A 15,366-nucleotide genomic window follows, 5' to 3' on the forward strand; every position below is an offset into this window, starting at 1 on the left:
CATTTAAAGGTTGGGATCTCACGAAAAATTCATAAATTTTTTTTACTTTAAAGGTTTAAACAATTGTGACCACATTTGTTTGAACCTCCACAATTTTTTTCTAAGCTATTCTCTAAAAATCTTATTTTTCGTTGTAAATAAACCTGATTGGTACTCTTTATGCAAAAGAAAAGATGGAATCTTTAATTCAACTCCATCTTTTTTCGAAATAAAAAGCATCTAATTCTATTTGAATTAGATGCTTACATTTAGTCCTTAAGCCTAATATTCTAAACTATTTACGCGTTTGTAAATCTTTTTTTATTACATCCCAGAGTGAATTATCTTGACGCATCGGTTTACCCTCTTCATCCCATTTTATTTTTTCTGTTCCCAATTCATAATTCATCCCTGTCCATGTGTCTTCACGGAATGCATAGAATGATTTATGCCATCCTTTTTGGTTAAAGATAGAAATAAGATCTTGCATGTATTGGGTAGCACCTGGAACAGTACGGTTAATTCCAAACTCCTCTGCAATAATTCGATTAGATGGTACATGATTTTTCTTAGACCATTGTTGAATTGGCTTCAAAAATTTCTCTAATCCCTGCTTATTCCACATTACAGGTTTCTCTAAGTCTCCTACTTTTACTAATCCTGGATATTGATATTCTTTATTTTTCTTTTCACCTTGACTCGTTAATTCATATGGTTCATACATATGAAATGCGTAAAGCGTTTTTTTATCCTTTACTGGCTTTAAGTATTTAAAGGCCCATGGAGTAGCATATAAACCTGAATCTAAAATAACCGGTGTTTCTTGGTCTACTTCACGAATGGAGTTAATCACCTTTTCATAAAATCTGTTTAAATCCGCTGTCGTTCCCTCCACTTTTGCATACCATTTCTCGTAATCTTCCGTCCAAAAATCATTATATCTATTATTTTTAGCTGTTTCTGGATGTGGTTCATTTATAATATTATAACCAACCACCGCGGGGTGATCTTTTAGTTCCAGAGCGAGGTCCTTCCAAAATTGACTTGCTTGTTCTTGATACTTCTCTTCTTCCCATATTCTGTCGTCATTCTTATTATTATTAAATTGGCGCCATCGATCACCAGGTAAGGATAACATTGTAAGAACGACTTTCATTCCTTGTGATTGTGCGGCATCTAAATCCGCCTTTAATTTTTCTAGATCTTCCTTTACTAATCCCCGATAGTTATCTGCATTACCTATCAGAAAATCCTTTCCAGAAGTATCTGGTTTATCCTCAAATAGAAAATCTTTATCTTTTACCCATTTATCAGGTGCTAAACGTACATATTCAATATTAGCTTCTTTTGCACTTTTATAGTTTTCAGGTAATGACGTACTATTCATGAAATTAGTACCCTTTCTTTTCGAATCCCAAAAACTAATTTTTGAATCGCCCTTGTGGTATGTATCAGCTCTTACATTCATTTCCTGTACTCCAAAACTCATCATGCCTAATAACGCAACAATTGGCAAAACTTTTTTCACAACTTTTCCTTCTTTCTCTTTATATTTAACACACATAACATACCTTTGTTTTGTTACAGGAATATGGCAATTTTCCAAAAATACCTTTTAAATTTATACATTGGTAGTTCATTCATAAAAAAAGAAAGAGATAATTAGAACGTTGCTTCATTTTAAAAGAAACAAAAAAGGAATCCTTTACGGATTCCTTTTTGCAATGCACTCTTTTTCAAATGGTACATTTTGCACCTACTTTTAGTATAACTTATAATTCCTATAAAATAAATAAGATTAACTGAAATTTACTTCAAATTGTGATAAAAAACATAATTAAGAAGCGCAGATAACTAAATATCATCCCTTTATTAAATAAAAAAGATTAAATAATTCCCCCTCCAAACTAGGACCCCTTTACACTTTTTACAAATATTGTTATAATTAGATAAACTAAAGCATTATCCCATTAACAAAGGGACTCCATAATTGGAGTCCTTTTGTTAATTAGCTATTAAAAATGATAGCATGTGATTATTGTATAATTTCTTCCTTTTTTAGATCTGCATATTCTTCTACGAAATCCCATAAACCTTGCTTTTCGAAGTAAGAAATACTTTTTTCACTTCTTCTAAGAGTTTAATTGCTTCATCTTCATTAAGAGAACGTAAAATATTGAAATGATATACATACTCTTCATTTCCTAATTCCATACAAACTGCTAATCCTTTTTCAATAAGTTCTTTTACAATATTTGTTTTTCTTAGCTTATAGTGTTCACGCGCTTGTAAGAACACTGCTTTAAAATGGGCAATATTCTTCTCTGTGACTTCTGATAAATGACGAATTGCTAATTTAGATAAATTTTGAGTTGCATATAATAGTCCTAGATTATGCCTTACTATTAAAATCAATTTTTCTTCATTATGTTTTTGCAAAAGGTCAATGGAACGATTGAAATGTTCTTCCGCTTTTTCAAATTGCTTTAAGAATATACGAGCTGTCCCTAATGCGGTTTCACAAGAAGCAACTTTCACCTCATATCCCATTAGCCCTAAATACAAGGAATATAGATACTTATTTTACTTTCAAAGGCTGAAACCTTGCTGCATAACTACTGAAAATAAAGTGAAAAGACGTTCAAATCCATATGGATAGATCGTCTTTTCACTTTATTTCATACATATACTGATTTTTCACTTATTCATTTTGTATTGTACTTAAAAAACCAATAAATTCATCTTCATTTACAGGTTTACTGTAGTAATAGCCCTGAATTAGATAACATGCATTACGTTGTAACACTGTTAATTGTTCCTTCGTTTCTACCCCTTCTGCTATCACTTTCATGTTTAAAGTATGAGCAAGTGAAATAATGGTTTGTATAATTTCATCTCCATCAGTAGAAGTTCCAATCCTATTAACAAATTCTCTTGGAATTTTCAAAGTATCAATTGGATAAAGAGGCAGATACGCTAATGAAGAATAACCTGTACCAAAATCGTCAATTGATAAATGTACACCATATGATTTTAATGCTTTTAACTTCGATAAGGTTTCCTTTTCATCTACCATTGCTATTCGCTCTGTTAATTCCAAATCAATCGAATTAGCAGGTACTCCTATCTCTTCTATGGTAGATATAATGGTTTGAACAAAATCTTTCTGTTCAAACTCTATAGCTGATAAATTTATCCCCATCTTTAGATTTGAAAAGCCCGCAGAATGCCATTCTTTCAGTTGTTGACACGCTTTCTGTAACGTCCACTTCCCAATTGAAATAATCTGCGCCGTTTCTTCTGCGATAGGTATAAACTCAAAAGGAGAAATCAGTCCAAGCTCTGGATGTTGCCAACGTATTAAAGCCTCTGCACCAATAACCTTACCTGCCTTACTATCAATTTGTGGTTGATACAATAAAAACAACTCATTATTTTCAATTGCATTTGGTAAATCCTGTTCTAATCGTAATCGACGAGTTACTTTTTGAGATAATGTCTCGTCATACATACAAACAGCATTGTTACCTTTTTCCTTTGCGCTATACATAGCGATATCAGCGTGTTGTAAAAGTGTAGTAGTATTTATTCCTCCAAATGGATACACTGCTATTCCTATACTAAGAGATAAGTAAAAACTATGCTGATTTACTACAAATGGTTCTTCAGTTATACGAAATAGAGTTTTACACAAATCCAATAGCTGTTGCTCTGTTTGGTTATGGACAATGATCGCAAACTCATCACCACCTATTCTTGCTAGAGGAATAGTCGGTGACAGACATGTCCTAAAACGTTTGGCAACTTCTTTTAAAACCTTGTCACCAATCGAATGACCCAATGTATCATTAATAGTCTTAAAGCGATTTAAATCAATATACAGGAGCCCAAACTTATCCTGTGTTTTTTGTGCACGCTTAATAGATCTATCTAATTCTTGTTGGAAGAATATACGATTTCCAATCTCCGTCACCGTATCATGGAATGCAAGGTAATTTATCTCTTCCTGTTGTTGTTTCATCCTTGTTATGTCTTTTACCATTACATAGCTCCCAAAGGTTTGTCCTTCTATCATAATAGGAACTATAGTGACATACCAAAAGAGTATATCTTTCTCATTGTTATTTTTCACACGTAACTGTAGTGAAGATGAACTACATCGTTTCCCTTTCTTTATAGCTGCTTCCAATTCAGATTTATCTTCATCTAAAAAAATAGAGAAGCACTCTTTCCCTATCAATACAGCACTTTCTTTTCCTAATAACATACTTCCAGCCTGGTTTATATTTAATACGATACCGTTTGAATCAATCGTTAAAATAGGATCCGGATGATACTCATATAATGACTTAAATCTCTCTTGATTTTTTACTAAATCATTAGATTTATTTATTAAATCCCTTGTTCTTTGAGATACTGTTTGTTCTAATTGATTATTAAACACTTTTAATGTTTTAGTTAACTCTTTGTTTTGCATTCGTACGATTGTATGACGAATCAGTACAAATACAAAAGCAATACAATTTCCCGTAATTAATGTAGCTGAAGAAGTTTGCTCTTTCAAAGTAAAGCCAATTAAGACTGCAACTGCAAGATAAGGGAATATACCAAGAAGTTTCTCTCCAAATGTCGGATTAATAATAAAATAATTTCTTTTAAAAGAAGTATTCTTTGGGATTGTAGCACATGCCCATCAACTTAAGAATTTGCACTACCCCCAAGTGTCAAAAAACGTTATTCTTTCTAAAAAGCTAGCTAGAAAGGATGACATTTTTTATGAATCTTTCAATTCAAGATGAATTACAACTATTTTCTGAAGAGCTGTATCGTCATTTAACCCCTTCTCTTTTGGAAGAACTCGCTAAAGAATTAGGTTTTGTAAAAAGAAAACGAAAGTTTTCAGGAAATGAATTAGCTACCATATGTATCTGGGTCAGTCAACGTACAGCGAGTGATTCTCTCGTTCGACTATGCAGTCAATTACACGCCGCCACAGGCACTCTTATGAGTCCAGAAGGACTCAATAAACGCTTTGATAAAAAAGCGGTTGAATTTTTGAAATATATTTTTTCTGCATTATGGAAAAGTAAACTTTGTAAAACATCAGCCATTTCAAGTGCAGCACTCACGTATTTTCAACGAATCCGTATTTTAGATGCGACGATTTTCCAAGTACCGAAACATTTAGCACATGTATATCCTGGGTCAGGTGGTTGTGCACAAACTGCAGGTATCAAGATTCAATTAGAATATGACTTACACAGCGGACAGTTTTTAAACTTCCAGGTAGGTCCTGGAAAAAATAATGATAAAACATTTGGAACAGATTGCTTAGATACCTTACGGCCGGGTGATCTGTGTATTCGTGATTTAGGATATTTTTCATTGGAAGACTTAGATCAAATGGATCAACGTGGCGTGTGCTATATATCAAGACTTAAGTTAAACCATACCGTCTATACGAAAAATCCATTTCCAGAATACTTTCGAAATGGGACAATCAAAAAACAGTCACAGTATATCCAAGTTGATTTAGAGAACATTATGCACACGTTAAAACCAGGACAAACGTATGAAATAAAAGAGTCGTATATTGGCAAGAATCAAAGATTATTTACAAGAGTAATTATCTACCGATTAACAGAGGAACAAATACTGGAACGTAGAAAAAAACAAAGCTATACCGAAAGTAAAAAGGGGATTACATTTTCAGAAAAGAGTAAACGATTAACGGGTATCAACATATATGTTACGAATACGCCTTGGGAAGTGGTTCCGATGGAACAAATCCATGATTTTTACTCCCTCCGCTGGCAGATCGAAATCATATTTAAAACGTGGAAATCTCTATTTCAAATTCATCATTGGCAAACTATCAAACAAGAGCGATTAGAATGCCATGTGTATGGAAAACTCATTGCCATTTTTATATGTTCTTCCACGATGTTTAAGATGCGCCAACTTCTGTTGCAAAAGCACAAAAGAGAACTAAGCGAATATAAAGCAATTGGGATGATTCAAGATCATCTATCCCTGTTATATCAAGCGATACAGAGAAACACCCGTATAATAACAAAGGTTTTAATCCGCCTGTTTACCCTACTAAAGAAAAATGGCCGGAAATCCCATCGATATGAGAAGAAAACTATCTTTGATATTATGGGTGTTGTCTATGAGTATAATGGATTGAGAAAACAAAAGAAAGCTGCATAAGAAAAAAATGAAACCCGTTAGGGTTTATTTCGTATGCTCATTTTTAAGAGGATTATACTGTTTAAAAGTTTGTTCATTTCAATTAATGGAAAACCGTAGAGTTTCTATCCTTAAGTTGATGGGCATGGGATTGTAGCAGCAATAGCGATAAATAATAGGAAAACTCTATACAAACACCTTAAAAATATAACTGAACGCTCTGACAAATCACCTTGTAAGTAAAAATACAAATAGTCCGTAATAGCCAATCCAGTTAATACTAGGATAAAAATAAACAATTTACTTTTTGCATTGAAAATAGCAGGTCGAAAGATCAGTGTAACTCCAAGTAATAGAAGCAATAAATCTATAATCGGAAAAATAAATGAGAGAAAAACATCTCCAATTGATAAGAATAAAATATTTGCAGATGGTTTATTAAATAGGTACCACTCTAATGTAAAAATAGCAGTAACAACAATGCATAAATCACAAAGTAAATATGCTTTCTCCCATTTATTACATTCCATCATAATTTTATAAAAGAACGCAAAAAGAAAGAAGAATAAGAAAAACAGTAGAAATACATCAGAAATATTAAAATTTTGTATTGGTAATTCTACATTAAGTACTTGAAAAGCGGATATGAAATTTCCTATCAAAAAACACCCTATTGCAATAGTAATGCAAACCCAGAATACTCCTAACTTAATTTTTTGGGATAATATAGAATACAGTAATGAGATAAATACAGTAGTTTCAACGACTAAAGATGATAGTCGGATATTAAAATCTGATACGAAATAATGATTCGGAAAAACAAATAAAAATATAAAGCAAAAGCTTATATAAGCTATTAAAGCCAATATCAATACATAAAATTGCACATATGCATGCTTACGCAATGGACTCACCTTCTTGAGTTTTTTCTATACTTTTATTAAAAAATGTCTTGATAGTGGCACAACTCCTACTAAATTTAAATGTGTGCTACCTATTATCCATATTATGACCTTTTTAAAAGATTTCTTTCTACATACAACAGTCTTGTTAACTTTTTGTAGATGTTTACAATTATTAATACTGAGGATTCTAAAAAGGATAAGCTGAAAAATGTAGTTTTTTAAGTATTTGCGCATCGTAAATTTGGCGGGTACAACTTATCTACTCTTTACATATGAGATAGAATCTACTCCTCTATTGGATTATAGTTGCTATCTGTCACACTTAAAAAGGAATGAAAATATACTATCATTAAAATAGAAATTCAAATTAGTTTACGAAACCAACTGTAACTATTATAGTTACATAAAAAGTTGATGTCAATTTCATATCCTCCCTTTTTAACGGACAAAAGACATGACCTATTGAACAAAAATGTGATGTTTATAAAAAGGGCGGTAAAGTTTTATCTCCTTACTCAAAGAATTATAAATGATTTAGAATTAGATGAAATTGAAGCTAATATTGCATCTCCCTAAAAAGAATGTTACTCTAAAAATAGAATTATGAAAGGAATGATGGATGAATAATGATTAACTAATTTATATTTTAAGTTGAATTTTATAACTTCAAACTACAAAATATAGGGTTAGTCTATCCATTTTTAAAATTCAGTTCATACTTTATTTGTCATGATTCAAATGATTAATAAGTACTTATTAAGTATAGACGAAAGACTAATCCTTCCGATTACAAATTGGGGGATTTTTTTATTCCCGTTTGTCTTAGTTGAAACTTACTAATTGTTAAATGTACTTCACAAATAAAGGAGCGAGAAAAATGAGTACTTCAGATACTATTGTTACACATGTAATGCTCTATATAAGTCGTTAATATCCATCAAACTTATATAGAGGAATTAAAAAATGGATGGATGTTCCGACTTTATATGAAACGTTTCGATATATAAAGGAGGAATTATTATGTCAATGATAAAGGTCCAAGACTTAACTTTTTCATACCCAGGTAGCTTTGATAATATTTTTGAAAGTGTAAACTTCCAAATAGATACGGATTGGAAGCTAGGATTTATTGGTAGAAACGGACGAGGTAAAACGACATTCTTTAATTTATTGTTAGGGAATTATGAGTATAGCGGGAAAATCCTTGCTTCAGTAGAATTCAATTACTTCCCCTACTCTGTTTCAGATAAGAACAAATTCACTCATGAAATCCTTGAAGAAATTTGTCCCCAAGCCGCAGATTGGGAACTTCTACGTGAGATATCCTATTTAAATGTTGATGCTGAGGTCATGTACAGACCATTTAAAACATTATCAAATGGGGAACAAACAAAAGTGTTGCTTGCTGCACTGTTTTTAAATGCGGGTCAATTTCTATTAATTGATGAACCAACAAATCACTTAGATACAGATGCACGAAAGATAGTCTCCGATTATCTAAGGAAGAAAAAAGGATTTATTTTAATTTCACATGACAGAATCTTTTTAGATGGGTGCATTGACCATATCCTATCTATTAATAGAGCAAATATTGAAGTTCAAAGTGGTAACTATTCTTCTTGGAAGTTAAATTTTGATAGACAGCAAGAACACGAGAAGGCTACAAATGAGCGTCTACAAAAAGACATAGGGCGATTAAAACAGTCTTCCAAACGTTCAGCAAGTTGGTCTAATGACGTAGAAGCTTCAAAAAATGGAACGAGGAATTCAGGCTCTAAGTTGGATAAGGGGTTTGTAGGACATAAAGCAGCCAAGATGATGAAAAGAGCAAAAAACCTTGAATCAAGGCAACAAAAAGCTATTGAGGAAAAATCAAAATTACTAAAAAATGCGGAAAAAACTGAGTCATTAAAATTGGAACAATTGCAATTTAAATCAAATGAATTGGTTACTTTAGTTGACGTGTCCGTTAAGTACAATGATCAAATTGTGAATGAGCCGATTAGCTTCATAGTTGAACAAGGTGACCGAATTGTACTTGATGGAACGAATGGGAGCGGAAAAAGTAGTATCCTAAAACTAATTCTAGGACATCCGATACAGCATACAGGCTTAGTTACTTTAGGTACAGGACTCATCATTTCCTATGTCCAACAAGATACTTCTCATTTGAAGGGATCACTATCAGGCTTTATTGAAGAGCACAAGATTGATGAAACCTTATTTAAGTCCATCCTAAGTAAGATGGACTTTGACCGAATTCAATTTGAAAAAGATATATCTCATTATTCTGGTGGACAAAAGAAAAAACTGCTTATCGCTAAAAGTTTATGTGAAAAAGCTCATATATATATATGGGACGAACCACTAAATTTTATAGATATCTATTCCCGCATGCAGATTGAAGAACTTATTCAACAATTTAATCCCACAATGGTTATTGTTGAGCATGATAAAATATTTCAACAAACAGTTGCAACGAAAACTATATCTATGTAGCTCAAAACGAATACTTGAAAATATAATCATTAACTTGAGTCCTTGAATTATAAAAACTTTAATGAATTGATAAAAAAAGCCTAATTTCTCTACAATACATTGAGAAATTAGGCTTTAAATAGTAATAATAGAATTCATAAACACTGAATAATTTACACATTAGGTTTATCTGTTAATGCAGTAACAATCCTGTCCACTAAGTTTTCTGGCATCCATTCATGATTTGTATCATTCGTTTCATTTGGTCCTAAAAAATCAATAAACTTTTTAAACTTTGGAAATAAAACAATAGAAGTGATCCAATGTATTGTATGATTTATGGAGAAGAAATGAAAAACTCCTTGCTTTTCACCCTCCTGTAATATTTCTTTTAACTGTTCAAAATTACCTATAAAATATGGTTGCTATTTTAAATGCCATTCACGCTTAAATATAGGAGTCTTCTTGGCTAAAATGATAAAAATAAGCACATCTTGTTATAAAAACAGATGTGCTTATTTTTTAATTTCTATGCATTTTTACGTTTTAAGAAAATCACTCCACCAACAATTAACAGTAATGCTCCTGCAGCCATAGAGATCCAACTTGTAAGATTAGTACCTGTTTGCGGTAACCATCCAATTTTAGATTGAATTTCTTTCTTAAGTTGTGGTTGTTCTTTTACTTGCTCGTTAGGTTGCTCTGGTGTTGGCGTATTTTTACCTGAATTTGGGTGTTCTGGTTTTGGTTGTTCCGATTTTCCCTCTTTAAATTTCACTGTTTGTCCCTTATCTTCAATTTCAGCGTGAATAGCTACTAATATATTATCTTGATACAGTTCTTCAAATACTACTACTTCTTTACCTTGTAATGCAGAAGCATTGAAAGTGAAGTCTAATGTGATAGAACCATTCTTCTCTTTAGCAGTAAACTTAGATTCTACTGTTACTTCTTTACCATCAACTAATAATGGCTTGTTTGTTGCTTTATCCACTAGTTTACCTTTTACTACGTACTCTTTACCCACGATTAAGTCTTTGTATTCCACTTTATCTTGGATTGTTACAGTTTTAGAAGCGTCTAACTCTTTAGAACCATCAGCTTTATTTGTAGCTGTCGTTTTAATAGAAGGCTCTACAAATCGAACTGTTTGACCTACATCGTTAATATCAGCGTGAGTTGCAATTACTTGCCCTTCATGTAATAAGTCTTCGAACACAACTACTTCTCTTCCTTGCTGTTCAGCACCAACAAAAGTAAAGTCTAATGTTACAAAACCGTTCTTTTCTTTTGCAGTAAATTTAGTCTCAGCTGTTACTTCTTTACCATCAATTAGTAATGGTTTGTTAATAGCTTTGTTCATTAATTTTCCTTTTACAGTGTACTCTTTACCAACAACTAAGTTAGTGTACTCCACTTTATCCTGGATTGTGATAGAATCCTTTGAATGAATCTCTTTTCCACCATCAGCTTTGTTTGTTGCTGTCGTTTTTACTGATGGCTTAACGAACTTAACTGTTTGACCTTTATCATTGATATCAGCATGTGTCGTAACAACTTTTCCGTCTTTCAGTAACTCTTCGAATACTACTACTTCTTTTTCTTCTAAACCAGTTGCATCAAAAGTGAAATCTAGTGTAATAGAACCATTTGCTTCTTTTGGTGTAAACTTCGTTTCAACAGTTACTTCTTTACCATTTACAACGAATGGTTTATTAGTCTCTTTATTCATTAATTTACCTTTTAAAGTGTACTCTTTACCTACTTGTAGGTCTTTGTATTCCACTTTATCTTGGATTGTTACAGACTTAGACGTGTGCATTTCTTTTGTACCATCTGTTTTATCAGTAGCTGTTGTTTTTATTGAAGGAATCTTTTCATCCTTGACAATGTGTTTAATGATTTGATCATTCTCTTTAATTTCAAAAGAGAACGTTTCTTCATTTAATACATAACCGTTTGGTGCAACAGTTTCTTTATATGTGTATTTTCCAAATGGTAACTTTTCAAATTTAGCGATTCCTTTATCGTCTGTTTTTCCTTTTACTACTTCTTTTCCTGCTTCGTTATAAATCGTAAATTCTGCATTTGGAAGCTTGTTATTTCCATCAGCTACATCTACCTTTGTAATTTCTAGATCACCTTTGATAAGATGATTAACTGCCAATAACTCAATAACCTTTCCATGTTCCTTTATTTCGAACATAATCGGTTCTTTAACAAGAACGTAACCATTTGGAGAAGCCTTTTCTACAAATGAATATTTACCATACGCTAAATCTTTGACGTTAATCTCACCATTTTTATCTGTCTTATATTCCCCAACTACTTTTCCACTTGCATCTTTTAGCTCGAATGCTGCACCTTCTAATTTTTTACTAATATCTTCATTATCTACTTTTAGTAATTTTACACTACCTTTCACTTCGGTATTTTCCACTGTAAAAGTAAGTGTTTTATTGTGCTCTTTAATTTCAAAAGGATACTTTGTTTTATTTCCAATATATCCATTAGGTGTTTTTGTCTCTAAGAAATAATATTTACCATACGTAAGATCTTCAACGTTTGCAATTCCATTTTCTTTTGTTACTACTTTTTTCACTTCTTTTCCATCTTCAGTGAAGACTGTGAATTCAACATTTGGTAAAATCTTTCCTGAATCACTAAGCTTTTTAATTTCGATGTTACCTTTTACTTTGTTATTTACTATTTGGACAGCTCCTGTTTCCCCTGTCTTAACTTCAATAGTTTGTGGTTTATCATCTGAAACATAGCCTGTTGGTGCTTTAATTTCTTTTAATGTGTAAGTACCAATTGGTAAGTTGTTTAATTCTGCCATACCATCAGCACCAGTCGTGATTTTTCCGACTGATTCATTATTTGCATTAAAGACCTCAAATACTGCACCAGCTAAAACTTCTCCATTTTCTCCAACCTTTTTAATTTTTAAAGAACCAGCTGCTTCCCAATTTACTGCAAGATCACTACTAAGCTTTTCTTCATTTCTCTCTAATAGTACTGTAGCATTCTGAACAGTATCCGTACCACGATAAGCAATTGCTTGAACTTGAGTTAAATTAGCAGCAACACTTAAATTAAATTCACCCGTTTTTGTATTCTTAGGAATTTGGATACGAAATTTTTCTCCAACTGAAAGCTGATCTTTCACTTCTCCATTTTCACTAACAATTCTAACTCCATTAGGTGCATTTTTCGCTACTACCTTATAAGAACCACTCTTAGCATTTGTTTGTACTGAATATAGATTTGTTTCGAAGAATTCACCCTTTAATTCTGCTTTTTGCTTTTCAGCAGGAATCACATTCATAAAAACATCTTGAGTCTCTTCACTATTGTTAGCATTACTAATAATAGCCTTAGCTGCTTTTTCAACATTTTTATTCTCATGTTTTAATTCATTTACATCGAGTTGACCTAATGCATTCCAAACCGCAAGTTGCGTTGCATAATGCGCTTCATTTTTATTAGCTACTCCCAGCTGTTCAGCACTTTTTTGCGGGAAACCATTTAATAAGACTCTATATACTACATTATCTGTTTTCCCCATTTCAGGAAGATCTTCACCATTTGGTGATTTTAATCCAAGGGTTAAGCAATAAGCAATTTGACCACTTGAATTTTTAATCATTTCAGTGCGAATGTACTTACCTAGACTATTACTATAACTCCAGTCCATTGAATATTTCTCATGCGTCATAACCTCTGCACTAGCCCTAGGTAAAAATACATTAAGGAATAATGCCAGTACTGATAATAATGTAAAAACTCTTATAATGACTCTCTTACCCAATTTTGTAACCTCCCTAAAATAAATTAATCCGAGTATATATCGCAATATCTAAAACATTCACGATCGACCCAATTATCATTATAAAACAATAAATTACAAATATTAAATAATTTTAATAAAATAGTCAAAAAATTTACACATTTTATTATTTATCAAGTTTTTTAACGAATTTACTATATACAAATTCTAAAACACGCCTACAATTTAAAAGACAAATATGTATGTTAAATATATAAATAGCAATTCCTTTACTCCAGTTATTAAGCTTTCCCCTATTAAAAATAGCCTTTTCATTTTCTTGTTAACCTGAGTAATTTATACACCTCTTTTAATCTATTACACTCCTTCATTTAAATATAAAGGTGACTTCTCGTTCAAATAATAAAGTGAAACTTTAATCCGCCCGATTCCCACCTAACTTCTTTACTTTCATTGAATTTTTGTGCGGGAGTCTTACTGCCCAAAAATAACGAGATATATTATGCAATATTGCATTTGATAATCATTTTCATTGTAACTATAATGATTACAGGATTACTATTAATCTAATATTCTACATGGAGGTTTTATTATGTTTAAAAAAATTATTGTATCTTCTATGGCGCTTACTATGTTCGGTGGAGCTGCAACTATGCTAGAGGCACCTACTGCTCAAGCAGCTTCTTATAACTCAACGTCATCCTCTTACTTTGATGTCACTCCTGAAGAGGCTGTGGCTTTCTATCAATCTCAAGACTATAAAAAATTAAAAGTATTTTTGGATGACTTTGAAGCTAGAAACCCTTATACTCCAGGTGGAGGCTACGCTCAAGGGAGTGTACGTATGCAAAAATTCAACGATGCTCTTAGAGATGCCAAATTAACAAATGTCTACCAAGAATTTATTAGAATCTCATACTACAATCATTATCCAGAACCAAAATAATAACAACAGATTAAATGTTTATTATTTCTATAACTTAGCCTAATTTTAAATGTATAACCTAAAAATAATTACTAAAAACCACTCATATAAGGGTGGTTTTTCTATTTCCCCATATAATTTAGCGGAATGTTACATCATCTTTATTTTAATATCTTTTATAGTAGACATTCTCTCGTTGACACAATCTAGTAGGTTAGCAATGGGGATATCAAAATATATTTATAATTATTTTCTGTTTAATAGCAAAAAACGAACACCCTCTCACAATTAGATAAGGTGCTCGTTTTCATTTTTATCGGTAATTCTCAATTCATTTTAGCTTCTTTCCAATAAGCAAAGATTAAATTAACTTAAAAACAAAGCGTTTTAAATTTAATTCACAGATCTTACTGAAACTTGGAATTGCCCCTTAGAACCATCATCATTTGAAACGTAAATTTTATATGTTCCATTCGGTAATGGAGATAAAGCATTCCGTACATTTGTAACATTAATTTGTTGTTCTCCAGGTTTTATATAACCACCAACAATTAGCTCTGTATTTGGACCTTTTACACTATATCCCATTGTATTTTGACCATTATTTTTCATAGAGAAGCTTAAGTCAGTACTCCCATCATATACGAAAGAAGTTTCAGCCTCGCCACTATAATTCATTGTTTGGGTTAATAATAAGTCTGCAGAAACATGTTCAACTACATGAATTGGATCATTCGTTTTGTGTACTTCTTCAGCATAAGTATTATTCCCTAACACACCAAGTGTTAATGCTGAAACTACTCCACAACTAAGCACTAGTTTATTTAACTTCATTTTAAGTTCCCCCTTGATGTTTGTATTCTATTACCATCATACATCCTTTTTTAAGTGCGTTTTTATGTAATAATTCATATCTATAAACCTATATATTTTAACTTTTCGCCTTAATAGTTATTGAGAAAGCCCCATAGATAAAGCTACAATATTACACTTCATAAAAAACATGTAAATTTTAAAGTCTTTTTCTAACAAAGTTTTATACGAGTAAGTACCAAAATACTCAAATAAATAGCATTTCTATTTCAGATAAAATGTAC

Annotated in this window: 7 protein-coding genes and 3 pseudogenes; 3 read left to right on the plus strand and 7 right to left on the minus strand. The window is 31.9% G+C overall.

The features are described 5' to 3' along the window. Positions 1-274: 274 nt before the first annotated feature. From ACXKY9_RS16975 to ACXKY9_RS16985, 3 genes and pseudogenes are all read right to left on the minus strand, one after another. Positions 275-1,543, minus strand: a complete 1,269-nt coding sequence (locus ACXKY9_RS16975) for a glycoside hydrolase family 5 protein (RefSeq protein WP_002101176.1) — start codon at positions 1,541-1,543, stop codon at positions 275-277. Positions 1,544-2,055: 512 nt separating this feature from the next. Next, complete coding sequence (locus ACXKY9_RS16980; RefSeq protein ID WP_002026151.1) at positions 2,056-2,529, minus strand: tetratricopeptide repeat protein; 474 nt, start codon at positions 2,527-2,529, stop codon at positions 2,056-2,058. A 151-nt stretch (positions 2,530-2,680) separates the two neighbouring features. Next, a pseudogene (locus tag ACXKY9_RS16985) lies at positions 2,681-4,663 on the minus strand (putative bifunctional diguanylate cyclase/phosphodiesterase); the annotation flags it as partial. Between the two features lie 92 nt (positions 4,664-4,755). On the opposite strand from ACXKY9_RS16985, the gene ACXKY9_RS16990 reads away from it, so the two are divergent. Continuing rightward, complete coding sequence (locus ACXKY9_RS16990; protein WP_001053969.1) at positions 4,756-6,192, plus strand: IS4-like element IS231C family transposase; 1,437 nt, start codon at positions 4,756-4,758, stop codon at positions 6,190-6,192. A gap of 125 nt (positions 6,193-6,317) precedes the next feature. Here the strand turns inward: ACXKY9_RS16990 and ACXKY9_RS16995 are convergent. Continuing rightward, positions 6,318-7,076, minus strand: a pseudogene (locus ACXKY9_RS16995) (GGDEF domain-containing protein); the annotation flags it as partial. A 1,020-nt stretch (positions 7,077-8,096) separates the two neighbouring features. Between ACXKY9_RS16995 and ACXKY9_RS17000 the strand changes: the two are divergent. Next, positions 8,097-9,575 (plus strand): Lsa family ABC-F type ribosomal protection protein, encoded by a 1,479-nt coding sequence (locus ACXKY9_RS17000; RefSeq protein WP_000061793.1) that lies wholly within the window; start codon positions 8,097-8,099, stop codon positions 9,573-9,575. A gap of 152 nt (positions 9,576-9,727) precedes the next feature. On the opposite strand, the pseudogene ACXKY9_RS17005 reads toward ACXKY9_RS17000, so the two are convergent. Then, a pseudogene (locus tag ACXKY9_RS17005) lies at positions 9,728-9,979 on the minus strand (TetR/AcrR family transcriptional regulator); the annotation flags it as partial. A gap of 104 nt (positions 9,980-10,083) precedes the next feature. Then, positions 10,084-13,365 carry a VaFE repeat-containing surface-anchored protein gene (locus tag ACXKY9_RS17010; RefSeq protein ID WP_000520166.1) on the minus strand — a complete coding sequence of 1,094 codons (3,282 nt, stop codon included), beginning with the start codon at positions 13,363-13,365 and terminating at the stop codon, positions 10,084-10,086. Positions 13,366-13,936: 571 nt separating this feature from the next. Between ACXKY9_RS17010 and ACXKY9_RS17015 the strand changes: the two genes are divergently transcribed. Continuing rightward, positions 13,937-14,290 (plus strand): hypothetical protein, encoded by a 354-nt coding sequence (locus ACXKY9_RS17015; protein WP_000473483.1) that lies wholly within the window; start codon positions 13,937-13,939, stop codon positions 14,288-14,290. 372 nt (positions 14,291-14,662) lie between these two features. Here ACXKY9_RS17015 and ACXKY9_RS17020 read toward each other — a convergent pair whose 3' ends face one another. Then, positions 14,663-15,103, minus strand: coding sequence for a hypothetical protein (locus tag ACXKY9_RS17020; RefSeq protein ID WP_000773523.1), 441 nt, complete (start codon positions 15,101-15,103; stop codon positions 14,663-14,665). Positions 15,104-15,366: the final 263 nt, after the last annotated feature.

It is taken from the genome of Bacillus sp. 2175 (assembly GCF_057812155.1).

Excerpts from the sequence above, each read along its gene's own strand:
- ACXKY9_RS16980 (WP_002026151.1), bottom strand. The coding sequence starts at position 2,529 with ATGGGATATGAGGTGAAAGTTGCTTCTTGTGAAACCGCATTAGGGACA.
- ACXKY9_RS17020 (WP_000773523.1), bottom strand. The coding sequence starts at position 15,103 with ATGAAGTTAAATAAACTAGTGCTTAGTTGTGGAGTAGTTTCAGCATTA.
- ACXKY9_RS17000 (WP_000061793.1), top strand. The coding sequence starts at position 8,097 with ATGTCAATGATAAAGGTCCAAGACTTAACTTTTTCATACCCAGGTAGC.
- ACXKY9_RS16990 (WP_001053969.1), top strand. The coding sequence starts at position 4,756 with ATGAATCTTTCAATTCAAGATGAATTACAACTATTTTCTGAAGAGCTG.
- ACXKY9_RS17015 (WP_000473483.1), top strand. The coding sequence starts at position 13,937 with ATGTTTAAAAAAATTATTGTATCTTCTATGGCGCTTACTATGTTCGGT.
- ACXKY9_RS16975 (WP_002101176.1), bottom strand. The coding sequence starts at position 1,543 with ATGTGTGTTAAATATAAAGAGAAAGAAGGAAAAGTTGTGAAAAAAGTT.